Annotated in this window: 17 protein-coding genes and 1 riboswitch; of the genes, 10 read left to right on the top strand and 7 right to left on the bottom strand. The window is 70.0% G+C overall.

Features of this window, described 5'->3' with window-relative positions; translation table 11 throughout:
- Window positions 1–13 precede the first annotated feature (13 nt).
- The 8 genes from HMPREF2883_RS07470 (at window position 14) to ribH (ending at window position 8,256) form a co-directional block, all read left to right on the top strand.
- Window positions 14–1,525: a hypothetical protein gene (locus HMPREF2883_RS07470; protein ID WP_070660475.1), complete on the top strand. Its 1,512-nt coding sequence runs from the start codon at window positions 14–16 to the stop codon at window positions 1,523–1,525.
- 163 nt (window positions 1,526–1,688) lie between these two features.
- Complete coding sequence (locus tag HMPREF2883_RS07465) at window positions 1,689–2,270, top strand: type II toxin-antitoxin system PemK/MazF family toxin (RefSeq protein ID WP_070660472.1); 582 nt, start codon at window positions 1,689–1,691, stop codon at window positions 2,268–2,270.
- A gap of 240 nt (window positions 2,271–2,510) precedes the next feature.
- A complete protein-coding gene (rpsT, locus tag HMPREF2883_RS07460; protein WP_009396927.1) occupies window positions 2,511–2,771 on the top strand; it encodes a 30S ribosomal protein S20 in 261 nt (86 codons plus the stop codon).
- 107 nt (window positions 2,772–2,878) lie between these two features.
- Window positions 2,879–4,366, top strand: a complete 1,488-nt coding sequence (locus HMPREF2883_RS07455; protein ID WP_070660468.1) for a DUF1846 domain-containing protein — start codon at window positions 2,879–2,881, stop codon at window positions 4,364–4,366.
- A gap of 131 nt (window positions 4,367–4,497) precedes the next feature.
- Window positions 4,498–4,627, top strand: a riboswitch (FMN riboswitch).
- 86 nt (window positions 4,628–4,713) lie between these two features.
- On the top strand, window positions 4,714–5,802 hold the full coding sequence (gene ribD / locus HMPREF2883_RS07450) for a bifunctional diaminohydroxyphosphoribosylaminopyrimidine deaminase/5-amino-6-(5-phosphoribosylamino)uracil reductase RibD (protein WP_075370856.1): 1,089 nt from the start codon (window positions 4,714–4,716) through the stop codon (window positions 5,800–5,802).
- Window positions 5,802–6,461, top strand: a complete 660-nt coding sequence (locus HMPREF2883_RS07445; RefSeq protein ID WP_070660465.1) for a riboflavin synthase — start codon at window positions 5,802–5,804, stop codon at window positions 6,459–6,461. Before ribD ends, HMPREF2883_RS07445 begins: the two co-directional genes overlap by 1 nt.
- Window positions 6,455–7,786 (top strand): bifunctional 3,4-dihydroxy-2-butanone-4-phosphate synthase/GTP cyclohydrolase II, encoded by a 1,332-nt coding sequence (locus HMPREF2883_RS07440; protein ID WP_070660462.1) that lies wholly within the window; start codon window positions 6,455–6,457, stop codon window positions 7,784–7,786. The genes HMPREF2883_RS07445 and HMPREF2883_RS07440 overlap by 7 nt, the downstream gene beginning before the upstream one ends.
- The gene (ribH, locus tag HMPREF2883_RS07435; protein ID WP_070660450.1) at window positions 7,783–8,256 is read left to right on the top strand and encodes a 6,7-dimethyl-8-ribityllumazine synthase; all 474 of its coding nucleotides are present in this window, start codon (window positions 7,783–7,785) and stop codon (window positions 8,254–8,256) included. Before HMPREF2883_RS07440 ends, ribH begins: the two co-directional genes overlap by 4 nt.
- 8 nt (window positions 8,257–8,264) lie before the next feature.
- Here ribH and holA read toward each other — a convergent pair whose 3' ends face one another.
- From holA to HMPREF2883_RS07415, 5 genes are all read right to left on the bottom strand, one after another.
- The gene (gene holA / locus HMPREF2883_RS07430) at window positions 8,265–9,167 is read right to left on the bottom strand and encodes a DNA polymerase III subunit delta (protein WP_256277391.1); all 903 of its coding nucleotides are present in this window, start codon (window positions 9,165–9,167) and stop codon (window positions 8,265–8,267) included.
- On the bottom strand, window positions 9,164–11,056 hold the full coding sequence (locus tag HMPREF2883_RS14155; RefSeq protein ID WP_075370858.1) for a ComEC/Rec2 family competence protein: 1,893 nt from the start codon (window positions 11,054–11,056) through the stop codon (window positions 9,164–9,166). Before HMPREF2883_RS14155 ends, holA begins: the two co-directional genes overlap by 4 nt.
- Entirely contained in the window at window positions 11,053–11,829 is a 777-nt protein-coding gene (locus HMPREF2883_RS07425) for a ComEA family DNA-binding protein (protein ID WP_070660444.1), read from the bottom strand. Before HMPREF2883_RS07425 ends, HMPREF2883_RS14155 begins: the two co-directional genes overlap by 4 nt.
- A gap of 157 nt (window positions 11,830–11,986) precedes the next feature.
- On the bottom strand, window positions 11,987–12,862 hold the full coding sequence (locus HMPREF2883_RS07420) for a DegV family protein (RefSeq protein ID WP_070660441.1): 876 nt from the start codon (window positions 12,860–12,862) through the stop codon (window positions 11,987–11,989).
- 130 nt (window positions 12,863–12,992) lie between these two features.
- Window positions 12,993–14,249 (bottom strand): glycosyltransferase, encoded by a 1,257-nt coding sequence (locus HMPREF2883_RS07415; protein WP_070660438.1) that lies wholly within the window; start codon window positions 14,247–14,249, stop codon window positions 12,993–12,995.
- Window positions 14,250–14,518: 269 nt separating this feature from the next.
- Between HMPREF2883_RS07415 and HMPREF2883_RS07410 the strand changes: the two genes are divergently transcribed.
- Window positions 14,519–16,456, top strand: coding sequence for a helicase HerA-like domain-containing protein (locus HMPREF2883_RS07410; protein WP_070660435.1), 1,938 nt, complete (start codon window positions 14,519–14,521; stop codon window positions 16,454–16,456).
- 580 nt (window positions 16,457–17,036) lie between these two features.
- Here HMPREF2883_RS07410 and HMPREF2883_RS07405 read toward each other — a convergent pair.
- Window positions 17,037–17,312, bottom strand: a complete 276-nt coding sequence (locus HMPREF2883_RS07405; RefSeq protein ID WP_070660432.1) for a hypothetical protein — start codon at window positions 17,310–17,312, stop codon at window positions 17,037–17,039.
- A gap of 425 nt (window positions 17,313–17,737) precedes the next feature.
- On the bottom strand, window positions 17,738–20,719 hold the full coding sequence (locus HMPREF2883_RS07395; RefSeq protein WP_070660427.1) for a leucine--tRNA ligase: 2,982 nt from the start codon (window positions 20,717–20,719) through the stop codon (window positions 17,738–17,740).
- A 283-nt stretch (window positions 20,720–21,002) separates the two neighbouring features.
- Here HMPREF2883_RS07395 and HMPREF2883_RS07390 point away from each other — a divergent pair.
- Window positions 21,003–22,956, top strand: a 1,954-nt coding sequence (locus HMPREF2883_RS07390; protein ID WP_083313561.1) for a DUF222 domain-containing protein, incomplete at its 3' end; no start/stop codon positions are given.

The raw sequence follows: 22,956 nt of genomic DNA, 5'->3' as shown, positions 1-22,956 counted from the left end.
GAAAGGCGTGCTCATGCACTCCCCATCCTCCCCACCCGCTCATCCGTGGCGACGCCTCCTGCGCATCGCCCTGGCTCTTCCCCTCATCGCCGCTGCTGCCGTCGCCGCTCCGGCGTCCGCCGACACTGATATCACCGTGGAGGGGCTTTACCACACGGCCGGTGCCGGCTGCCACGGCTCCAACAATGCCGAGGGCTGCCTGAGCTGGAGGGTCCGCATCCCATCGGCCATCGCCCCGAAGAGCTCCACGAATGTCACTATCGAGGCCGATTCCGTGCCGGGTCAGTGGACCTGGCCCTGCCCTTCCCAGAACGGTGACGAGGTGGCCGGGACGAGCTCCTTCTACATCGACAAGGGCGAGGGCGAGCCCCCGGCCTTGATAGCGGAGTCCGAGCTGAGTTCCATCTCTGAGCTGTACAACCCCCTGCTGGGTGAGTCAATGGGCTCAGTCAAAGCCATTTCCTGCACTCCTGAGCACCTGAAGCTGACCTACGAGATCAACTTCTACACCCAATGGGACAAGAGCAGCTACGTCGACCTGGATCTGGGGACCACGGTGGTGGCGCCCGGTGCGGATGCGCGCAGCTACCGTGTCACCCCCACCATCGAGGTCTCCACACGCAACACGATTCTTCGGCCCACTGTCAGCGCGCACAAGCCCGCTGCCAGCGAGGCTCACGCCACCGTGTCCACCAAGGAGGTCGCGGTCGACGGCGCCGCCAAGGACACCGCCCGCTTCACCATGACAGCAAGGAACGACTCCACCACGCCCCTGTCGGACTTCACCATCTCCGCCGTCAGGTCCAGGGGGCAGGCCCAGGTGGGCGCCCTGACCTGCGACCTGACCGCCTTCGGCGGCAAGGTCGTCTCCGCCACGGGACCGAGCGAGAACCTCACGGTCGCCAGCGGAGCGGCGAAGGTCCCCCAGGGCCAGGACGTCACCTGCCAGGTGGACCTGACCGGCGTCACGGGACGCAACCGGGTCAAGGCCACACTCACCACCGGCAAGCAGTCCTTCTCCAGCGACTACGTCAACGTCCGGCCGGTGGTTGAGGTGGAGACTCATCCCACGGATCTCTTGGTCGAGGCCGACCCTACCGGCACCTACGAGGTCGAGGTGGGCTACACCATCACCTTCACCAACACCACCGACACCGACGGCCACACCTCCGATATCGTTCTGCGGCCACGGGTCCCGGCCGGTTTCGCCCTCAAGGGCGTGACAGGTACCGGTACCCCGTGGTGGGTCGGCCCGGACAGCTATGCCCTTCAGGATGACGGCTCCTTGTCGTTGCGCACCGGCGATTCCCTGAACGCCTACTCGTCAACCACGATGACCTTCACGAGCACCTACCAGGTCAACGCCGAGGCAGTTACTGAGGACACTTGGAAGGCCCTGGGCACCTGCGATCCCAAGGACCCTTCCAAGGGACTGACCATGCAGATCGACGTCGCCGGCAGTGAGGGCGGCACCGAGGCCGGGACCCACGCGATCTGCATTCCCGTGACGCGCACCGGGAACTAGCATCTTCACGATGCGGGCCTTGCGGGTGCACCGCATCATCGGAGCATTCGCCGGCGCCTCCGGTGGTCCTCCTCCTGCTTCGGGGCGGGGCCACCGGTGGTGCTGGTTGCCGCCGTGAGCCTGCGGCGGCCGCCCCATCCCGTCCGACGGTAGGGTGGCGCCCATGGCCAGCCTTCTCAACCGGATCCTCACCCTGCTCGGGCACGCCGCCTCCGACGCGCTTGCTCAGAAGCCCTCGGCGCCGTCCGGCACGTCCGGCAGCACGCCATCCGGTTCCGCTGAGCCTGCGCAGTCCCGCACCCCCAAGTCGTCGGCAGCCCCCTCGTCGCGAGGCGTCAGCGTCTACGACGTCTCCGCCCTGGGGCTGCCCGCCTTCAGCTACTCCCCCGACCCGGACGGCGAGGCCGACCCCGGCGAGGTGGTGTGGGCCTGGGTGCCCTTCGAGGAGGATCCCTCCCAGGGCAAGGACCGGCCGGTCCTGGTCCTGGCCCGCCATGAGACCCGCCTGGTCGTGGCCCAGATGACGAGCAAGGACCACGACCGCGACGCCGCCCAGGAGGCGCGCTGGGGTCGTTTCTGGTACGACGTCGGCACTGGTGACTGGGACCGTCAGGGCCGCCCCAGCGAGGTGCGCCTGGACCGCCTGCTCCTGGTGGAGCCGGCCTCCGTGCGCCGCGAGGGGGCCACGATGAACCAGGAGGTCTTCGACGGCGTCGTGGCCGCCCTGCGCCACCACCATTCCTGATCGCCTCCGCAGCGCCACCAGGATGCGAAGGCTCATGGGGCGATGCACCTCACGCCTCGACCCCGCTTCGCGCCTGGGGGCATGGGGAACCTGAATGATACAGTCGCCTACTGGACCTCTGGCCTGGCCGGCTGCGGGGTCCGGCGACCGGGTCAGCCAGGTGCCCCACCACCTCATGTCAGCCCGTGGCGCGAACCCTCTCTCCGGCCATCGACCAATCAGACGCGAGAAAGTTTCACCGTGGCGAACATCAAGTCCCAGATCAAGCGCATCAAGACCAACGAGAAGGCCCGCCTGCGCAACAAGTCCGTCAAGTCCGAGCTCAAGACCTACGTGCGCCGCGTGCGCGAGGCCGTCGAGGCCGGTGACAAGGACGCCGCACTCGAGCACCTCAAGGCCGCCTCCCGTAAGCTGGACAAGGCCGTCTCCAAGGGCGTCATCCACAAGAATCAGGCCGCCAACCGCAAGTCCAAGCTCGCCAAGCGCGTCGCCTCCCTCTGAGGCCACCGCAGCAGTGAGCATCTGAAGGGCGCCTCCCTCTGGGGAGGCGCCCTCCTCTTTTTTCCACCCCCTCCACCCGTTCATCAGACCGCTTCAAGGAGAGCCCATTGCGCATCGGATTCGACCGCGACAAGTACCTGCGGATGCAGTCCAGCCACATCGCGGAGCGCCGCGCCCAGTTCGGCGGCAAGCTCTATCTGGAGTTCGGCGGCAAACTCATCGACGACATGCACGCCTCGCGCGTGCTGCCGGGCTTCACCCCGGACAACAAGATCGTCATGCTCGCCGAGCTGGCCGACGAGGTCGAGATCGTCATGGCGGTCAACGCCAAGCACCTCGCCCGAAACAAGGTCCGCGCGGACCTGGGCATCTCCTACGAGGACGACCTGCTGCGTCACATCGACGCCTTCCGCAGCTACGGGCTCTACGTGGGCAGCGTCGTCGTGACCCAGTGGACTGATGACAACCGCCAGGCCCACGACTTCAAGCGCAAGCTGGAGGCGCTGGACATCACGGTCTACCGTCACTTCCCCATCCCCGGCTACCCCGGTGACGTCGCCCGCATCGTCTCGGCGGAGGGCTACGGGCGCAACGAGTACATCGAGACCAAACGGGACCTCGTGGTCGTCACCGCCCCCGGCCCTGGCAGCGGCAAGATGGCCACCTGCCTGTCCCAGATCTACCACGACCACCAGCGGGGCATCTCCTCGGGCTACGCGAAGTTCGAGACCTTCCCGATCTGGAACCTGCCCCTGGACCACCCGGTCAACATCGCCTACGAGGCCGCCACCGCCGACCTCGACGACGTCAACATGATCGACCCCTTCCACCTGGCGGCCCACGGCGTCCAGACCGTCAACTACAACCGCGACGTCGAGGTCTTCCCGGTCCTGAGCCGCCTGTTCGAGGAGATCCTGGGCTCCTCACCCTACGCCTCCCCCACGGACATGGGCGTCAACATGGCCGGCAACTGCATCAGCGACGACGAGGCCTGCCGGCAGGCCGCCTGCCAGGAGATCATCCGCCGCTACTACCGGGCCCTGGTTGCCGAGAAGCGCGAGGTCATCGCCCCCGTCCAGTCCCAGCGGATCGGGCTGCTCATGGCCAAGGTGGGGGTGAGCAAGGAGGACCGCCCCGTCGTACGGCCCGCGCTGGAGGTGGCTGAGGCCACCGGCGAGCCGGCCTCGGCGATCGAGCTGCCCGACGGGCGCATCGTGACGGGCAAGACCTCCGCCTTGCTGGGGTGCTCCTCTGCGATGCTGCTCAACGCACTCAAGCTCCTGGCCGGGATCGATGACCACATCAACCTGCTGGCCCCGGCCTCCATCGAACCCATCCAGAGGCTCAAGACACAGGAGCTGGGCAGCCGCAACCCGCGCCTGCACACCGACGAGGTGCTCATCGCCCTGGCCGTGTCCGCCAACGGGGACGACAACGCCCGCAAGGCCCTCGACCAGCTCGAGACGCTGCGGGGCTGCGAGGTCCACACCTCCACGATCCTGGGCCCGGTGGACGAGGGCATCTTCCGCGCCCTGGGAGTCCAGGTCACCAACGAGCCCGTCTACGCCACCAAGTCCCTGTACCGCAAGAAGTGAGGCCCGGTGCGGGCCACCCTCCCGCGGTGCGCCCGCACCCGGACACCCTGCCGAGGTGTGGATGGTCACATAGATGCGCAGAGGTGACTGAACGCACTCGCGCGCGGTACATTCTCCCCAACGAGATGAGCTCGTGTGCTCTGGGGTCGGTGAAAGTCCGAACCGGCGGTAACAGTCCGCGACCCGGTCGCATCCAGCGACCGGCTGACCAGGTGGAACTCCTGGACCGACGGTGAGAGTCCGGATGGGAAGCGCACACGGGACACACCATGCCTCGCCTGGTGCCGTGCACCCGGCACTCCGTCATGGCGGTGTCTCTCCCCAGCGCACCCGAGGGAGAGGACCGGATGACCTCGTTCACCACCGTGCAGACGGCCGCGATGCAGCGCGCCCTACGGGCCGCGGCCTCCCCCGACGCCCCTCCCGGCCCCAACCCCCGGGTCGGCTGCGTCATCCTCTCCCCCGACGACGACATCCTCGCCGAGGGCCATCACCGTGGCACCGGCACCGCCCACGCCGAGGTCGACGCACTGGCGAACCTCGCCACGACAGGCGCCTCCGCCCGAGGAGCGAGCGTCCTGGTCACCCTCGAGCCGTGCAACCACCAGGGCCGCACCGGCCCGTGCGTCCAGGCGCTCCTCGACGCCGGCGTGGCCGAGGTCATCTACGCCCAGGACGACCCGACCGAGCAGGCCGGAGGCGGCGCGGCGGCGCTGGAGGCCGCCGGCGTGCGGGTACGGCGTGGGCTGTGCGCCCAGGAGGCCGCGTGCCTCAACCGCCCGTGGCTCCTGGCCGTGACCCGCGGACGCCCCATGGTGACGTGGAAGCTCGCCACCACCCTCGACGGCCGTATCGCCGCCGCTGACGGCACCAGCCAGTGGATCACCCCGGTGGCGGCCCGCCACGACGCCCACCGCCTGCGCCGCCAGTGCGACGCCATCATGGTGGGCACCGGCACCGCCCTCGCCGACGACCCCGCCCTCACCGTCCGCGACGAGGCAGGTCAGCCCGCACCGGCCCACCTCCAGCCGCTGCGCGTCGTCGTCGGCTCCAGGAGCCTGCCTCCCACCTCCAGGGTGCTCGCCGACGACCACTACCTCCTCCTGCCCGACCACGATCCGCACGCCGTCCTGGCCGTCCTCGCCGAGCGCGAGATCCGCCATGTCCTGCTCGAAGGAGGCCCGACCCTCGCGACCGCCTTCCTGCGCGCCGGCCTCGTCGACCAGGTCGTCGCCTACACGGCCCCCGCGCTTCTGGGCACGGGACCGGCCGCCCTCGCCGACTTCGGGGCGGCGACGATCACCGACGCCCTGAGGCTGAGTCACCCCCGCGTCGAGGTCCTCGGCGCGGACGACGAGCTCGCCGTCCGCCTCTGCGGTGACCTGGAGGCCAACGACGTTCCCCCTGCCCACACCCCAACCGAGGAGAGTCACTGATGTTCACCGGAATCGTCGAGGAGCTCGGACGCGTCGTCCGGCTCGAAACCGTCGAGGACAGCGCCCGGCTGACGGTCGAGGCGCCCACCGTCACCCAGGACGTGAGCCTGGGCGACTCCGTCAGCGTCAACGGGTGCTGCCTGACGGTCGCCGCCGTGCACGGGAGCACCTTCACCGCCGACCTCATGGCCGAGACTCTCACGCGCACCACCCTGGGTTCCCAGGCGCCGGGAGACCCGGTCAACCTCGAGCGCGCCCTGCGCGCCAGCGACCGGCTCGGCGGGCACATCGTCCAGGGGCACGTCGATGCCACCGCCGAGGTCCTCGACCACCACCGCGGTGAGCACTGGGACCTCCTACGCATCAGCCTGCCGCAGGAGATCGCCCGCTACGTCGCCGTCAAGGGATCGGTCGCCCTCGACGGAGTGTCGCTGACGGTCGTCGACGTCGCCGACGCCCCCAACACCCTCGACGTCTCCCCCGTGCCGGGAGCGGAGGCGTCGCTCAGCGTCGGGCTCATTCCCGAGACGCTGCGACGCACGACCCTGGGCACGAGGCGGCCCGGAGAACGGGTCAACCTCGAAGTCGACGTCCTGGCCAAGTACGCTGAGCGTCTTCTGGGCGCCCGCCCGAGCCAGGAGGGGCAGCAGACATGCTGAGCACCAGGAGCGCATCCCCAAGCACACGCATGGACCGCGTCGAGGACGCACTTGCCGCCCTGCGCGAGGGCCAGACGGTCATCGTCGTCGACGATGAGAGCCGGGAGAACGAGGGGGACCTCATCCTGCCCGCGCAGAGCACCACGACCGAGCAGCTGGCCTTCGCGATCCGGCACTCGACCGGCATCATCTGCGCCCCCATGGCGGGCCAGGAGCTCGACCGCCTGGGCATCCCCATGATGACCGAGCACAACACCGATCCCAAGAGGACGGCCTTCACGCTGAGCGCCGACGCCCGCACCGGCATCACCACGGGTGTGAGCGCCGCCGACCGGGCTCGCACCGTCCGCGTCCTGGCGGACCCGGGCTCAGCTCCCGACGACCTCGTCCGCCCCGGCCACGTCTTCCCCCTGCGGGCGCGCGAGGGCGGAATCCTCACGCGCCGCGGTCACACGGAGGCCGCCGTCGACCTCATGCGCCTGTCGGGCAACCGGCCCGTGGGGGTCCTAGTGGAGGTCATTAACGACGACGGCACCATGGCGCGTCGGCACCAGCTACGTGAGCTCGCCGACGCCCACACCATGCCCATGATCTCGATCAGTGACCTGGAGCGCTACCGGTGGCTGCACGAGGAGCTCGTCGAGGAGGTCATCTCAGCGCACCTGCCCACCGCGCACGGGGAGTTCACCGCCCACGCCCTGCGCAGCAGGGTCGACGGCACCGAGTACCTCGCACTGGTGTGCGGCCGCATCGCGGACGGTGAGGACGTCCTCACCCGAGTCCACTCCGCCTGCCTGACCGGCGACGTCCTGTCCTCCCTGCGCTGTGACTGCGGGCCGCAGCTGCGCGCCGCCATGGAGGCGATCAGCGCCCGTGGCCGCGGGGTCCTCGTCTACGCCTCCGACCATGAGGGGCGCGGCATCGGGCTCATCGACAAGCTCCGCGCCTACGCGCTGCAGGAGGAGGGTATGGACACCCTCGACGCCAACGTCGCGCTGGGGCTGCCGGCCGACGCCCGCAGCTACGCCACCGCCGCCCAGGTGCTGCACCACCTGGGCGTGCGCTCGGTCGAGCTCATGACGAACAACCCGGACAAGGTCGCGGGCCTGGAGCACTATGGCGTCAGCGTCCGCTCCATGACGCCGACACCGACCTTCGCCAACGGGGAGAACCTCAACTACCTACGCACCAAGCGCGACCGCATGGGCCATCTGCTCACCGGGCTCGATCCCATCAGGTCCGGCGCTGGATCCCCGCCCGGCGAGGCGAGGGCCGACGACGACACCTGGCACACGAGTGACGAGAACGAAGGAGAGAAACGATGAGCGGATCTGGGGCACCTGAGCAGAGCACACCTCACGCGCGGGGCATGAGGGTGACAGTCGTGGCCGCCCAGTGGCACGAGCGCATCATGTGGGGCCTGGTCGCCGGGGCGCTGCGCGCCGTCGAGGAGGCCGGAGCCCAGGCGAGCGTCGTCCGGGCGGTGGGCTCCTTCGAGCTGCCGGTCCTCGCCGCGGCCGCCGCGCAAGGCGGTGCCGAGGCTATCGTCGCGCTGGGCGTTGTCATCCGCGGCGGCACCCCGCACTTCGACTACGTGTGCCGGGCCGCGACCGACGGGCTGAGCCGGGTGGCGCTGGACACCGGGGTGCCGGTGGGCTTCGGCGTGCTCACCTGCGACGACGAGGCCCAGGCGCTGGCCCGCTGCGGCGGACCGGGCGCGGAGGAGGACAAGGGCTACGAGGCGGCGTGCGCGGCCATGTCCACGGCGCTCACGCTGGCCGCCATGCGAGGCTGAGGATGGCCTCAGCGTCGGCGACTGCCGGCACGGCGGGCGTTGCAGATCGTCAGGACCGCCCGCTCGACGGCGTAGACGGGGTCGCGGCTGGCCCCCTTGACCTCGGCGTCAGCCCGAGCCACGGCCAGGATCGAGGCGGCCAGAGCGTCGTCGGACCAGCCCTGGAGCTCACGGCGGGCCCGGTCCACCTGCCAGGGGGCCATGCCCAGCTCGGCGGGGCTCATGCGCCGCCCCCCGGCGGCCGCGACCCTGGCGAGCTGGCGCACCTTCATGGCCAGGGCCGCGACGATGGCCACCGGGTCGGTGCCGGTGGCCACGGCGTGGCGCAGGGCCGTGATGGCGGCCGGGGTGTTGCCGGCTGCGGCGGCGTCGGCCACGGTGAAGCCGGTGGCCTCGATGCGCCCGGCGTAGTAGGTGCGCACGTGGTCGACGCTGATGGTGCCCTGGGTGTCGGCGAGGAGCTGGTCGACGGCGGAGCACAGCTCGCGCAGGTCGCTGCCCAGGGCGTCGACGAGTGCGCCGACGGCCTCGGGGGCGATGCTCCGCCCAGCGCGGCGCACGTCGGCCACGACCAGGGAGGACTTGTCCTTGGCGCTCTTGACGACCTCGCACTGGATGGTCGGGTAGGGCGAGGCCTTGATGGCATCCAGCAGGCGCTTGCCCCGCTGGCCTCCGTTGTGGCGCAGGATGACACTGACCTCGGGGTCGGCGGCACCCACGTAGGCGATGAGGTCGCTCAGCAGGGCGTCAGTCATCTGCTCCAGGGCGGGGACGTAGACGAGCCGGGGCTCTCCGAACAGGGAGGGGGACACGAGGGTGTCGAGCTGGTGGGGCTCGTAGGTGGCGGCCTCCAGGCGCGTGATCTCCGTGGTGGGGTCCTTGGCCTTGGCCTGCGCCAGCAGACTCCTCACCGCTCGGTCGGCGAGGACCTCCTCGCCGGCGCGGATGAGAACGATCGGCGCCAGCTGGGCCTGGTCCCAGCGCAGTCCAGCCGGTGCCTTGCGCGGGCCCCGAGGGCGGGAGGTTCGAGTCGCTGCCATGGGGCAAGCCTGCCACGAGCGGGCCACGTCAACCCCCTGACTCCCTCCAGCAGAGCGCGGCGGGTGCGGGGAGCCACTGCGAGCAGGAGCCCGATCTCGCAGGCCCCCAGTGCCAGGGCTCCCGTCAGGCCCTCCGGCCAGGGCAGGGTGGCGCCGGGCAGGTGGGCGAAGAAGCCGGCCACCCACACCATCCAGGAGCAGGCCGCGAGCGCCGGCCAGGCGATGACGGCGGCAGCAGTGGGCCAGGCCGGAGCGACCAGTGCCGCCAGGAGCCCGCTGATGGTGGCGATGACCGCAGCCGGTTCGCTGAGCAGGTTGGCGGGCACCGACCAGGCCCCCACCGAGGGCTGAAGGAGGATGAGGATCGGCCCGCAGGCGGCCTGGGCCACCAGCGGCAGCGCCACGGCGGCGGCCAGCCACCTGGGAAGACGACGTGAAAGGCGGGCCGCAACCGGCTTGGAGCCGATGACGATTCCGGCGGTGGCCACCACGGACAGTGCGAAGCCGTAGTCGCGGGACTGCCAGGGGTCGATGAGCAGCAGAACGATGGCTCCGGAGCACAGGGCGGGCACGGAGGCGGCGCGCCTGCCGGCGACGACGCCCAGCAGCATGACGGCCCCCATGGTGGCGGCGCGCAGCACGGAGCCCGACGGGCGCACCAGGATGACGAGAGCAGTCAGCAGGACCGCTCCGAGCAGTGCTCGCCACCGTCGGGGCAGCACCCCGAGGGCTTCCAGCCCCAGTCCCAGGATGATGGCGACGTGCTGCCCGGAGACGGCGGTCAGGTGCGTCATGGAGACGGTGCGCATGTCCTCGCGCAGCTGGGCCGGCAGGGCGTGGTCGTCGCCCAGGGCGACACCGGGTACGAGGCTGCGGGCCCCTGGCGGCCAGAACCCCGTCTCCTCCCCCGCTCCTGCTGCGCCCGGTACCCCAGTGCCCGGTGCCCCGACAGCCTGGGCGAGACCGGTACGGACGGAAGTGACGGCCCCGAGTATCCCGCTGGGCGGGCCAAGAACGGTGAGGCCGGCGCGCTTGGGGATGATGGCCGCTTCGGCGCGGCCGGGGTCGGTGGGGCGCAGGCGCGTGCGCACTTGGACGCGGGTTCCCATGGGCAGGCTCAGCCATTGCTTGTCGCCCAGGACGGTGGCGCTCAGAGTGGAGGCCCGCGTGTCCACCTGTTCGACGTCGAGGGCGGTGATGACCAGGGTGGAGCGGCTGGTGGCCGAGACTCGCGGCTGCTGGGAGACGGTGCCGATGAGGGTGACCGGCTGGCCGCAGGCCACTGCCGCGGTCAGCGGGTCGCGCTGGCGGGCCCACAGGTGGGCGGCGCTGATGGTCAGGACCGTCGCGGCGCACAGGGCGCACACGAGCAGGCTGGCGCTGAGGGTTCCCATTGCCCCGGGGTCGTGGTCGGGGGCTCCGGGACGCGGGTCGGCCCGGTGGCGCGGTGGCCGGAAGCGCAGGACGGGGACCACGAGCAACGCAGCCAGGGCGGTGCACCCCGAGGCCAGGAGCAGGGCGCCTCTCCAGGCATCTGCTGCCTCACGTCCAACAGCCCACCAGGCGCCGGCCCAGCAGGTGGCCGCGGGGGCGAGCAGGCGCAGGTCCAGGGCCTCAGGGGCCTTGGAGGAGGTGGCGTGCTGACCTCCGTTTCGGTGCCGGTTGCGGCCCTGCTCCTGGCGCGGTCGCGCATACAGCGCGGGGTCGTCCCACGGGGCCCTGGGGCTGTCCCCGTCATTGTCACCATGGGCCTCGTTCATACGGTGGCCTGTTCTCGCAGGCCCTCGAGCTTGGCCTTGCCGATGCCGGGGACGTCGGTGAGGGCGTCGACGCTTGCGAAGGGCCCGTGGGAGTCGCGGTACTCGACGATCCGTTGGGCCAGGGCCGGGCCGATGCCGGGCAGCTTCTCCAAGTCGGTTGCGGAGGCCGTGTTGATGTTGATCGTCCCGGATGCACCGCCGTTGGTCTTCCCCGGGGCTGTTCCCACACTGGGGGTGGCGGCCCCACCGGGTTGCGGTGCGGGGTCGGGCAGGACCTCGCCGATGCGCGGGACCCGGATCTGCTCGCCGTCACTCAGGACCCGAGCGAGGTTGAGCTGCTCGGTGTCGGCGTCCGCGCTGGCTCCTCCGACGGCGTTGATGGCATCGGTGACGCGGCTGCCCGGGGGCAGGGTCACCACTCCCGGGCTGCTCACTGCCCCGGTGACGTGGACGACGACGCTGCCCGATGTCGCGCTCAAGCCGCCTGGTCCTGCCGCTGATCCCGCGGCAGGCGCAGTGGCTGGTCTCATGGCTGGACTCGTGGCCGTCCCGGCGGGTGGTGGCCGCATCGCCGCGGAGGCCCCTGCCGCGGCGGCCGGGGCCGCTTGACCGCCGGCGCCGGCGCCGGTGGAGACCATTACGGCCCTCAGTGCCAGGGCGAGAGCCAGGATGAGGAGAGCGGAGCCGGCGATGACCGCGGCTCGTGGCGCGATCGCGAGGCGGCGTGGCCGACGCACCGGCTCCTCGGGGTCGGTTGAGCAGGCCAGACGCACAAGGTCGTCCAAGGACTTGTGCGTACGGCTCCGTCTGGCTCCCATGTCCACGACGGTAGGTACTGGGGTCGTGCGGCGCATGGGGAGGTCGTCTGCTCTGTGGAGAGCACTGGCGTCTGGCGGCCTGTGGCAACCGGGCTGCGTCGTCGCCCCTGGCTCAGTGGGTCCTCAGGTCCGGGGCGACGGCGATGCCGAGGGCGCCGGGGCCCACGTGGGTGCTTGTGGCCTCGTCGACCGGGAGGGTGAGGACCTCGGTGACCTTGGCGCCTGCCTCCTCCATGGCCTGGCGAAGATCGGTCTCGAGCAGCGCCAGCTTGTCGGCGTCGTCGCCTTGGATAACCAGGCGCACCGGGTCGGCGGGGCGCCTGGGGCCGGACAGGGCGGTGCCGCCGGCGACGCGGACGGCCTGCGCGATGAGGTGGCGCCTGGCTCGGGCCGCACCACGCACGATCTCCAGCGTGCGGATCCCGTCGCGGGTCAGGGCCAGGACCGGGCGGATTCCAAGCACTCCGTCCAGGCGGGCCGTGGTGCGGTCGATCCTTCCCGAGCGTGCCAGGCGCCCCAGGTCGTCAACGACGAAGAGCTGACAGGAGCGGGCGGTGCTGGCCTGAGCCAGGGCGGCACCGCGACGTGCGTCGTGGGCGCCGGCGGCGGCCAGCACCGCGAGCCCCAGGGCGCCGGAGCTGGTGCCGGAGTCGACGACGCGCAGCCACTGCGGGCGACGACGCCCCGTGCTCGGGCCCGGGGCGTTGTTGTCGGCCTGGTAGTCGGCCTCGAGCCGGGCGGCGGCGATGCGGGCGTTGTCCATGGTTCCGGACAGGGCCGAGGAGATGTGGATGGCCAGGACCTCTTCGGCCCTGCTGGCCGCGCGCCGGTAGGCGTCCGCCAGCTCCTGGACACTGGGCCGGGAGGTGGTCCCGGGCTCACCGCTCTCAGCGGGGATGGCGTGCAGCGGCACCACCTCGATCGCGCGCTCACGCAGGAGGGGCTCCGTCAGGCAGGCGGCGGAGTCGGTGACGACGGCGAGCGACATGTGGCATACCTTATCGGCAAGCCGCTCGCTCACCGGCAAGGCGCCGCACGCTGCGGCTGCCGCGGTTGCTGTGACTGCCGCCTGCGTGCCCCGGACCGTGCGTTATTGCTCGCTCAGGGCTCGCGGGCCTTCAGCGATAAGAGACCAGGAGGTCCTCGTAGAGGTTGGTGAGCCGTTTAGTCATCGTCTCGGAGTCGAACTGCTGAGCCACCTCCAGGGCCCCGTCGGACAGCTCGGAGAGCCGGGCGTCGTCGGAGAGCAGGGAGGCGAAGACCCGGGCGAAGTCCTCCCCCTCGATGCCGTCGGTGAGGATCGCGTTGCGCTCGGTGAGGCACTCGGTCATCCGCTCATCGCAGTAGACGATCGGCAGCCCGCAGGCGGCGGCCTCCAGGAACACCATGGGCTGGTTGTCGAAGTGGTAGGAGGCCAGGGAGAAGATATCGGCCTGCTTGAGCAGGACGGCGACCTCCTCCGGCGAGCGCGCACCGGTCAGGATCACCCGGTGGGCCACCCCAAGCTCCTCGGCGCGCCGCCCCAGCTCCTCCTGGGAGGGTCCGGGGCCCACAAGCACCAGCTTGACCGGCAGGTCGGCCAGGTGGGGCATGGCCTCGATGAGCGTCATCTGCCGCTTCTCCGGGCTGAGGCGGGCCACGCAGATGATGATCTTCTCACCGGGGGCCTTGGGGATCGGCGAGTCGGCGGCGCGGGCACTGCGGTAACGGGAGGAGTCCAGCCCGTTGGGCAGCACCATGCAGGGGACGGTCAGCCCGCCGTCGTTGATGAGGATCCTGGCCAGGTGCTGGGAAGGCGACAGGCAGGCGTCGCACTTGTTGGCGAAGGCCGCGGTCAGGCGCCACCCCTGACGGGACAGGGCCATCTTCATGTCGCGCTTGTTGAGGTGCTTGATGGTCTCCCGGTGGACGCGGGGAAGGACCGGCAGCGACTTGAGCGCCACTGGGAAGGCGACGGACAGGGCCAGCAGGCCCGAGACCACGGCCAGCGGGTAGTCGTCGATGAGCTCGGTGTAGAGGGTGTGGATGGTGGTGACGTGAGGGATGTTCTGACGCTTGGCCACCCAGTGCGCCAGGACCCCCAGGCTGAACTGAGTCTGGCTGTGGACGACGTCGAAGTCGTAGGCGTCGAAGCGCCGGGCCAGGCCGGGATAGATGGTGGCGACCTCGCGGCTGTCGAAGACGTAGTAGCGCGAGGAGGACAGGCGAATGACGTGGTCGTCGGTCTCCTCATGGCCCTCGGCCTTGGGGGCCACCACGTAGACCTCGTGTCCCATGCGCTCCAGGGCGGATCGGAAGGTGGCTGTGGAGGTGGCCACGCCGTGGACGGAGGGGAGGTAGTCGTCAATGAAGAAGGCGATCCGCACGTCGCTCACCTGATCCTGTGGTCCGGGTGTGTAAGCAGCAGGCCCGTAAGGGGACGTTCTTCCGGAAACGACGACGCAGGGGGCAACATGGGGCGTGTAAACCTCGCGGCACTGGGGACACGGGCAGGCGTGGGATCGGACGTATGCTCCCAACGCCATCGAGGCCCGAGGCTACCTTGTCCGCCGGGCACCTGCCTCCCTCACGGTCAGGAACGGCGTCATCTGCACCGCCACGCCCTGGTCTGCGCGCTGGCAGGTTCGGCGTTTACGATGGCTCCATGACCGATTCCGCTGAGATCGCACGCCTCAAGGCCGAGGCCGCCCAGGCCGCGGCCGAAGCCGCCGCCGCCAAGGCGGCCGCCGCCCAGGCCGCCCTTGACGCCGCCATCGCCGCTACTCCGGCCTCGCCCGTGGAGCAGACTGACGAGCGGCCCCAGGAGACGGCTCAGGAGCAGGCCCCTGCGCAGGCTGAGGCCGCCGCTGCGACCGAGCAGACTTCGGGGAGCACGGAGGCCGAGGAGGCCGGCTACACCGCCCAGGTGCGCTCGGGCTACAGCTTCTCCTCCCCCACCCTGCCGGTGGGCACCTACCTCGACACGCTCTCGGGCGGTGAGCCCGCGGCGGTCAAGGGCCTGTCGGTGGGTATCCCGCTGGGGCTGCTCAACCGGCACGCGCTGGTGGCCGGGGCGACCGGTACCGGTAAGACCCGTACGCTCCAGCTCCTGGCCGAGGGACTGTCCGCCGCCGGCGTCCCGGTGTTCCTGGCCGACGTCAAGGGGGACCTGACCGGTCTGGCCGAGGCCGGAGCCTCCAATGACAAGATCGCCTCGCGCATCGCCTCCACCGGTCAGGACTGGAAGGGGCAGTCCTTCCCCATCGAGCTGTTCAACCTCGGCGGGTCGGACTCCGGCGCAGGCATCAGCGGCACCCCGATCCGCACGACGGTCACCGAGTTCGGGCCGATCCTGCTCTCGCGGGTCCTGGGCCTGAACGACACGCAGGCCTCCGCCCTCCAGCTGGTCTTCCACTGGGCGGACAGCCAGGGGCTGGCCCTGCTGGACCTGAAGGACCTGCGTGCCGTCGTCGACTACCTGACGAACACGGAAGCAGGCAAGGAGGAGCTCAAGACCATCGGTGGGGTCTCTGCGGCCACGGCCGGGGTCATCCTGCGGGAGATCGCCGCCCTGGAGGCGGCCGGAGGTGAGGCCTTCTTCGGTGAGCCGGCGCTCGATGTACGTGACCTCATGCGGGTCTCCCCCGATGGGCGCGGCGTCATCTCAGCCCTGGAGCTGGCGGACATCCAGTCTCAGGGCACGCTGTTCTCCACCTTCCTCATGTGGCTGCTCGCCGAACTCTTCGAGACCCTGCCGGAGGTCGGCGACCCGGACAAGCCCACCATGGTGTTCTTCTTCGACGAGGCGCACCTGCTGTTCTCCGGCGCCTCGAAGGCCTTCCTGGAGGCCGTGGTGCGCACGGTACGGCTCATCCGCTCCAAGGGCGTGGGCATCGTCTTCATCACCCAGTCGCCCACGGATGTTCCCGACGAGGTCCTGGCCCAGCTCGGCAGCCGGGTGCAGCACGCGCTGCGCGCCCACACCCCGGCCGACGCCGCCAACCTCAAGAAGGCGGTCTCCACCTTCCCGGTCAGCCCGGTGGACCTCAGCCGGGTGCTCACGTCGCTGGGCACCGGCCAGGCCGTCGTCAGCGTGCTCGATGAGAAGGGGCGCCCGGCGCCGGTGGCCCCGGTGGTCATCAACGTGCCCGCCGCCGTCATGGGTCCGGCCCAGGGCGGCACCGTCAACCAGGTGCTGGCCTCCTCCCCGCTGAAACCCAAGTACGCCACGAGTGTGGACAACGAGTCCGCCTACGAGCTGCTGGCCCAGCGGGTCCAGGCCGACGCCGAGGCCGCCGAGGCCGCTCGCGCCGCCGAGCAGGCCGCTAAGGAGGCCGAGCAGGCCGCCAAGGAGCAGGCCAAGGCCGACGCCGCCGCCCAGAAGGCCCTGGAGAAGGAGGCCGCCCGCCAGGCGGCTCAGCGTCAGAAGGAGGCCGAACGCCTGGAGCGAGAGGCCGTCAAGGAGGCCCAGCGTCGCCAGCGCGAGGCGGAGAAGGCCGCCGAGCGCCGTCAGCGGGAGGTCGAGAAGACCATCGGCTCGGTGGGCCGTCAGATCACCCGCGAGATCACACGCTCCATCTTCGGCACCCTCAGGCGCCGCTGAGCCCCTATCGTCAAGTCACATGGGCGCCACCTTGCTCGAGCTGGTTGCAGTTCCTGCCACAGAGCCAACCCGAATCATTCATGCCGACCGCCTGCGACCGAAGTTCTACGACTATCTGAGGTGATGACGTTGTCCTCCACACTGACGCACACTCACGACACAACAGGCCTTGAGACTCTCGATCCAAACAGCACGCCCGCCCGGGACGCCGCGCACTTTCGGGCGATCATTGCCGCGAGTCGACGGGTGCATGACGCCGAGGCCGAGTTGCATGCCGCAGTCGCCCGAGCTCGACAGGCCGGTGACTCCTGGACTGTGATCGGCGCTGCTCTCGGCGTGACCCGGCAGGCTGCGCAGAAGCGATTCGGGCACTCTTCCTGACCGTCACCGAATCATCTTCGGACAGCAGAGTAAGGGGCTGCACCAACCGTCTCGGTTCGTACAGCCCCTCGTGCTGTTCCTGGGCTACCGCGGCGCGGCCGTGAGCGGCGCCGTCGAGCAGCCCGCCCCGCGGTCACTCGGGAACGATGCTCACCAGGTGAATGCCCAGACTTCCGGCAGGTACGTCCAGCCTTCTGCACTATTGCGCTACGGCTCTATACCGCTGACGAGCGGCTTCCCCACTGGTTCCCATCGCCTCACCGAGCTCGCGCCAGGACAGTTGCTGCTTGCGCGCCGCGTGCACTGCTTCAGCAAGCTCACGCTCGGCCGTGTCGCGGCGCCACGCCGCAAGCTTGACGGCCATGATCGGTGGCAGCGGGGCATCCTGATCACCGGGCCTGGGGTCATAGTTCTCGAAGGCGTCGGCGAACTCGTCGGCGCGAGCTGTGATGTCTGCAATAGTGCGTCGAGTCATCGTGATTCACCTCAGATACTTGGACCGAGCTGGGCGCATAGCATGTGCAACAGCAATGACGCCGTGCCGTTCGATGACACCCACCTCAACGAGGATGCCAGTCTTGTCAGCGCCTATGAACATCGTCATCGAATCATCTTGTACGAAGTGCCGAACAGGGAAGCGCAGTGCATGGAGTATGTCCTCATCCGACACACCATGCCGATGTGCGCTGTCGAGGATAAGCGGGTCCCGCTCCACAGCACAAGATTACTTGTTGCTGACTTTCCGGCCAAAGTGTCGTCTCTATGCACTCCTCACCCCTGTCCTCCTCAGGCGCAGAGTAAGGGGCTGTACCAACCGTCTCGGTTGGTGCAGCCCCTCATGTTTGTTCCTGGGCTACCGCGGCGCGGCCGTGAGCGGCACCGTCGGGGAGCCCGCCGCGGTCACTCGGGAACGATGCTCACCAGCTTGGGGGCGCGCACGATCACCTTGCGCACGCCGCGCCCGTCCAGGGTGCGGATGACGCCGGGGGCCTCCAGGGCCAGTTTCTCGAGCTCGGCCTCGGAGATGTCGGGGTCGACTTCGAGGCGGTCGCGGACCTTGCCCTTGACCTGGATGACGCAGGTGACCTTCTCGGCGGCCAGCAGCGCCTCGTCGGTCACGACCGGGAAGTCCTCGTGGGCCAGGGAGTGCTCGTGGCCCAGCCGCTTCCAGATCTCCTCGGCGATGTGCGGGGCCACGGGCGCCGTCATGAGGACGAGGGCCTCGACGGCCTCGCGCGGGACCGCCCCGAGTCCGGTGAGGTGGTTGTTGAGGACGATGAGCTTGGCGATGGCCGTGTTCAGGCGCATCCCCTCGTAGTCCTCGCGCACGCCCACGATCGTCTTGGCCACGAGCCGGCGGGTCTCCTCGTCGGCACTCTCGTCAACCACTGTCAGCTCGCCGGTGGTCTCGTCGATGACGTTGCGCCACAGGCGCTGCAGGAAGCGCTGGCTGCCGGCGACGGCGCGGGTGTCCCACGGGCGGTCGGCATCCAGCGGCCCCATGCTCATCTCGTAGACGCGGAAGGTGTCGGCGCCGTATGCCTCGTACATGTCGTCAGGGGTGACGATGTTCTTCAGGGACTTGCCCATCTTGCCGTACTCGCGGCGCACCGGCTGCCCCTGCCACAGGTAGCTGGTGGAGCCGTCCTCGGCGGTGACCTCCTCGACCTCGTCGGCGGGCACGTACTGGCCGCGGGAGTCGGTATAGGCGTAGGCCTGGACGTAGCCCTGGTTGAAGAGGCGGTGGTAGGGCTCGGAGGAGGAGACGTGGCCCAGGTCGAACAGGACTTTGTGCCAGAAGCGCGCATAGAGCAGGTGCAGGACGGCGTGCTCGACGCCGCCGACGTACAGGTCGGTGCCGCCGGAGGTGTTGCCGGCCTGCGGGCGCGGCCCCATCCAGTAGGCCTCGTTGGCCGGGTCGACGAGCGCCTTGTCATCGGTGGGGTCGATGTAGCGCATCTCGTACCAGCACGAGCCGGCCCACTGCGGCATCGTGTTGGTCTCGCGGTAGTACGTCCGGGGACCATCACCCAGGTCGAGCTCGACCTCGACCCACTCAGTGGCCTTGCCCAGCGGCGGCTCCGGGGAGGAGTCGGCGTCGTCGGGGTCGTAGGAGCGCGGCGAGTAGTCAGTGACCTCGGGCAGCTCGACCGGCAGCATCGACTCGGGCAGGGCGTGGACGCCGCCGTCCTCGTCCCACACGATCGGGAAGGGCTCGCCCCAGTAGCGCTGACGGGAGAAGAGCCAGTCGCGCAGGCGGTAGGTGACCGCGCCGCGGCCGGCGCCCTTGGCCTCCAGCCAGCCGATCATGGTGGCCTTGGCCTCGTCCTTGCCCATGCCGTTGATGTCCAGGTCGCCCTGGGCGGAGTTCACGACGACGCCGTCACCGGTGTAGGCCTGGGAGCTCAGGTCGACGCCGTGGGGGTCGTCGGCCGGGCCGATGGTCTGGATGATGTCGATGTCGTACTTGGTGGCGAAGGCGTAGTCGCGCTCGTCGTGGGCGGGCACCGCCATGATGGCGCCGGTCCCGTAGCCCATGAGGACGTAGTCGGCCACGAAGACCGGCACCTTCGCCCCGTTGACGGGGTTGATGCCGAAGAAGCCGGTGAAGACGCCGGTCTTGACCCGGCCCTCGTCGGTGCGGTCGGTGTCCGACGTCGCCGCGGCCTGGGCGCGGTAGGCGGCCACGGCCTCGGCGGGGGTCGCGTAGCCGCCGGTCCAGGCCTCCTTGGTGCCCTCGGGCCAGGCGGCCGGGACGGTCAGGGCCGCGGCGTCGTCGGCAATCTGGGCCTCGGTGCGCACCGAGCCGGAGGCCTGCAGGCCACCCAGCATGGGGTGCTCGGGGGCCACCACCATGAAGGTGGCGCCGAAGAGGGTGTCGGGGCGGGTGGTGTAGACGCTCAGCGACGCGTCCTGCTGGTCGCCCTGTCCGGCCCCGGGGACGGTGAAGGTCACCTCAGCGCCCTCGGAGCGTCCGATCCAGTTGCGCTGCATGAGCTTGACCTTCTCGGGCCAGTCCACGGTGTCCAGGTCTTCGGCGAGGCGGTCGCCGTAGGCGGTGATGCGCATCATCCACTGGCGCAGGTTGCGCTTGAAGACCGGGTAGTTGCCCCGCTCGGAGCGACCCTCTGAGGTGACCTCCTCGTTGGCCAGCACCGTGCCCAGGCCGGGGCACCAGTTGACAGGGGCGCTGGAGACGTAGGCCAGGCGGAAGGAGTCGATGACCTCGGCCTGCTCGGCGGCACTCAGAGCGTCCCAGTCGCGGCCGTCGGGAACGGGGACCTGGCCGGAGGCGAGCTTGTCGCGCAGCTCGGTCACTGGCCGGGCCGCACCCTTGCCGCGGCCGTCACGGCGCGGGGCCTCTGGGTCGAACCAGGAGTTGAAGACCTGCAGGAAGATCCACTGGGTCCAGCGCACGTAGTCGACGTCAATCGTGGCCAGGGAGCGGCGTGGGTCGTGGGACAGGCCCAGGCGGCGCAGCTGGCGGCGCATGTTGGCGATGTTGGCCTCGGTGGAGATGCGCGGGTGCTGGCCAGTGGTGACGGCGTACTGCTCGGCGGGCAGGCCGAAGGCGTCGTAGCCCATCGTGTACAGGACGTTCCTGCCGGTCATCCGGGTGAAGCGAGCGACGACGTCGGTGGCGATGTAGCCCAGCGGGTGGCCCACGTGCAGTCCCTTGCCGGAGGGGTAGGGGAACATGTCCAGCAGGAAGAACTTCTCCTTGTCCGCCCCGGGGCCGGCCAGAGCGCCGACTGGGTTGTCGGCGTTGAAGGTGCCCTCGGCCTCCCAGCGGTCCTGCCAGGCGGTCTCGATGGAGTCCGCCAGCTCCGCCGTGTAGCGGAAGGGGGTGTCGGACTCGACCGGTGCGGTTCTCTCTGACATCGCGGCAGCGCTCTTTTCCTACTCGTGCTTCCTGGTGCTGGGGCACAGCCTATCGCCCACCAGCAGTGGCGCCCGGCGGCGTCCGCCCCACGGGCGGGCGAGACCGGTCACGTCGGCAGAGCCCAGCGAGGTTCGAGCGGTCTCTGCGAGCCGTCACGCCGGCTCCGAGAGAGAAGGCGCCGGCGATAAAGGCGCCAGATATGCGGCTAATCGTTGCTGTTCCAGTGATTCTGGAGTCTGCTTCAGTGTGCGGGGCACGGGCACCACTTGCTATACTGTACATATGTTCGAAGATGGTGTGCTTCCTCGCGTCCCGGCCGGTGATGCGGTCGGGATGCTGGGTGCGCCTGGCGGGAACGTGGCGCCAGAGCCTGTGACCTGCCCTGAGGACGTGGCGGGCCTGCTGGGATCCTTGGCCGCTGGTGGAGCGCTGGCCGGTGTGGTGGAGGGGCTGCTGGCCCGTCTGCTGGTGACTGCCCAGGACGCCGACGACGAGGGCGCCACCGCTGACGGGGATGCAGTGCCAACCCTCTTCACCAACGAGTCGGGTACTGACGTGGCGCTGGCGGCCGCCTCCGAACAGCTCCGGACGGTGGGCGCGGAGGAGGCCAGCACCTCGGGACTGATCGGTCTGGGGGCCTCGGGTTTGGGGGAGCTGGCCGCGGCCTGCCGCCGCCTGGCGGCCTGGGCCACCTGGGGCGAGGCCCTGGCTGCGGCCTGCCTGACCGGGTGCCCTGAGCTGTCGAGTCACCCGGGCCAGTGGGGCCCGCATGGTGAGGTCTCTCCGGTGGTGGGTTATGAGGAGCGGCGGTTCAATGCCACCTGCCTGCTCTCCACCCGCCTGGGCGTCTCTCGGACTCGGGCCGGTCAGATGGTGGATCACGGCCAGGCCCTCATGAGCATGGGCTTCGCCCCGGTCGAGGCCATGGAACGCTGCGGGGTCCTGGACTCGGCGAAGGCGTCCCTGGTGACCCGCCGTCTGGAAGGCGTACCCACTCTGGTGGCGCTGGCGGTCCAGGACAAGGTTCTACCTCAGGCGCCCAGGCGGAGCGTGTCGCAGGTGGGGAGGGATCTGGATCGGGCCCTGATGGAGATCGACCCTGACGGCCACGCTGAGCGGAGCCAGAACAATACCGAGCGGCGGTGCGTGTCACGCCCCCGGCCTGCGGGAGAGGGCCTTTGCCAAGTCCGGCTTCTGCTGCCGACCATGGACGCCCTGCTGCTGGACGCCACCCTGGACGCGATCGCCGCTTCGGCGCGGGCCTGCGGCGAGAAGCGCACCCTGGGTCAGCTGCGAGCCGATGCCATCACCGCCATGACCCTGTCCACACTGCGCACCAGCCAGCAGGCCGCCTACCACAGGCCCACGCAAGCCCCCACCACCCCCGCAAGCACAAATCACGACAACAGCAGCGGTGGCGGTGGCAGCACCGACAACGACAGCCACGGAGGGTACAGCCTCGGCGGCGGCATCTGCGGCAGCGGCATCGGTGCCAGCGGTGGTGACGGTATCTGCGGTGGTGGTTTGAGTGAGCCGGGTTCAGTGCTCTCGTCCTCGATTCCTCTTGAGTCCCCTTCCCCAGGGCGGCTGCTGCCTAACGGGGTGCCCCTGGAAGGGCTCCTGGGCGCTTTGAGCGGCCTGGTGGGATCGAACAGCCCCTGGTGGACACCCTCAGCCACCGGCCACCTTCCTGTGCCAGCAGGCATCCGCATCAACGTCAACGTCACCGTTCCTCTGAGCAGCCTGACCGACCCAGGTGGCCTGGCCCAGCCAGAGGATGCCGCCGCTCACGACCCTGGCGTTCTCCGCCCCGCCGCCAGCGTTGTAGACAACCGGTTCCAGGACGGCGATCCTGGGGGCTGTGGTCCTGGGGACAGCGAGAGCCCCGACGACCCCCTCTGTCTTGAGCCAGGTGGAGCCGGCCCTGGCGAGAGCCCCACCGCCACGCTCGAGCCTCTCAACAGCGCAGACTCCCCGAGCGGCGGGAGAAGTCTGCCCGGCCATAACGGGAGGAATCTGTCTGAACCCGCCCCGGTTGCTCCCACCGCCCAGCTCGTCTCCCCGTTGTCCTCCACACCAGTCGAGGTCGCTGAGGTGAGGATCGGGGCGCGCAGCACGGCGGTGCCGGCCCTGACTGCCTGGGCCCTGGCCGCCGGCGGGACCTGGAAGCGCCTGATCACCGACCCGGTCAGCGGAGTCGTGATCGACGTGGGCCGCACCCGCTACCGTCCCCCGG

Source organism: Actinomyces sp. HMSC075C01, from assembly GCF_001812965.1.
GTDB lineage: Bacteria > Actinomycetota > Actinomycetes > Actinomycetales > Actinomycetaceae > Actinomyces > Actinomyces acetigenes.
The sequence above is the reverse complement of the archived record's forward strand: the minus strand, read 5'-3'. Positions and strand labels throughout refer to the sequence as shown.

Excerpts from the sequence above, each read along its gene's own strand:
- HMPREF2883_RS07470 (WP_070660475.1), top strand. The coding sequence starts at position 14 with ATGCACTCCCCATCCTCCCCACCCGCTCATCCGTGGCGACGCCTCCTG.
- HMPREF2883_RS07465 (WP_070660472.1), top strand. The coding sequence starts at position 1,689 with ATGGCCAGCCTTCTCAACCGGATCCTCACCCTGCTCGGGCACGCCGCC.
- ribD (WP_075370856.1), top strand. The coding sequence starts at position 4,714 with ATGACCTCGTTCACCACCGTGCAGACGGCCGCGATGCAGCGCGCCCTA.
- HMPREF2883_RS07445 (WP_070660465.1), top strand. The coding sequence starts at position 5,802 with ATGTTCACCGGAATCGTCGAGGAGCTCGGACGCGTCGTCCGGCTCGAA.
- HMPREF2883_RS07440 (WP_070660462.1), top strand. The coding sequence starts at position 6,455 with ATGCTGAGCACCAGGAGCGCATCCCCAAGCACACGCATGGACCGCGTC.
- ribH (WP_070660450.1), top strand. The coding sequence starts at position 7,783 with ATGAGCGGATCTGGGGCACCTGAGCAGAGCACACCTCACGCGCGGGGC.
- HMPREF2883_RS14155 (WP_075370858.1), bottom strand. The coding sequence starts at position 11,056 with ATGAACGAGGCCCATGGTGACAATGACGGGGACAGCCCCAGGGCCCCG.
- HMPREF2883_RS07420 (WP_070660441.1), bottom strand. The coding sequence starts at position 12,862 with ATGTCGCTCGCCGTCGTCACCGACTCCGCCGCCTGCCTGACGGAGCCC.
- HMPREF2883_RS07410 (WP_070660435.1), top strand. The coding sequence starts at position 14,519 with ATGACCGATTCCGCTGAGATCGCACGCCTCAAGGCCGAGGCCGCCCAG.
- HMPREF2883_RS07405 (WP_070660432.1), bottom strand. The coding sequence starts at position 17,312 with ATGACTCGACGCACTATTGCAGACATCACAGCTCGCGCCGACGAGTTC.
- HMPREF2883_RS07395 (WP_070660427.1), bottom strand. The coding sequence starts at position 20,719 with ATGTCAGAGAGAACCGCACCGGTCGAGTCCGACACCCCCTTCCGCTAC.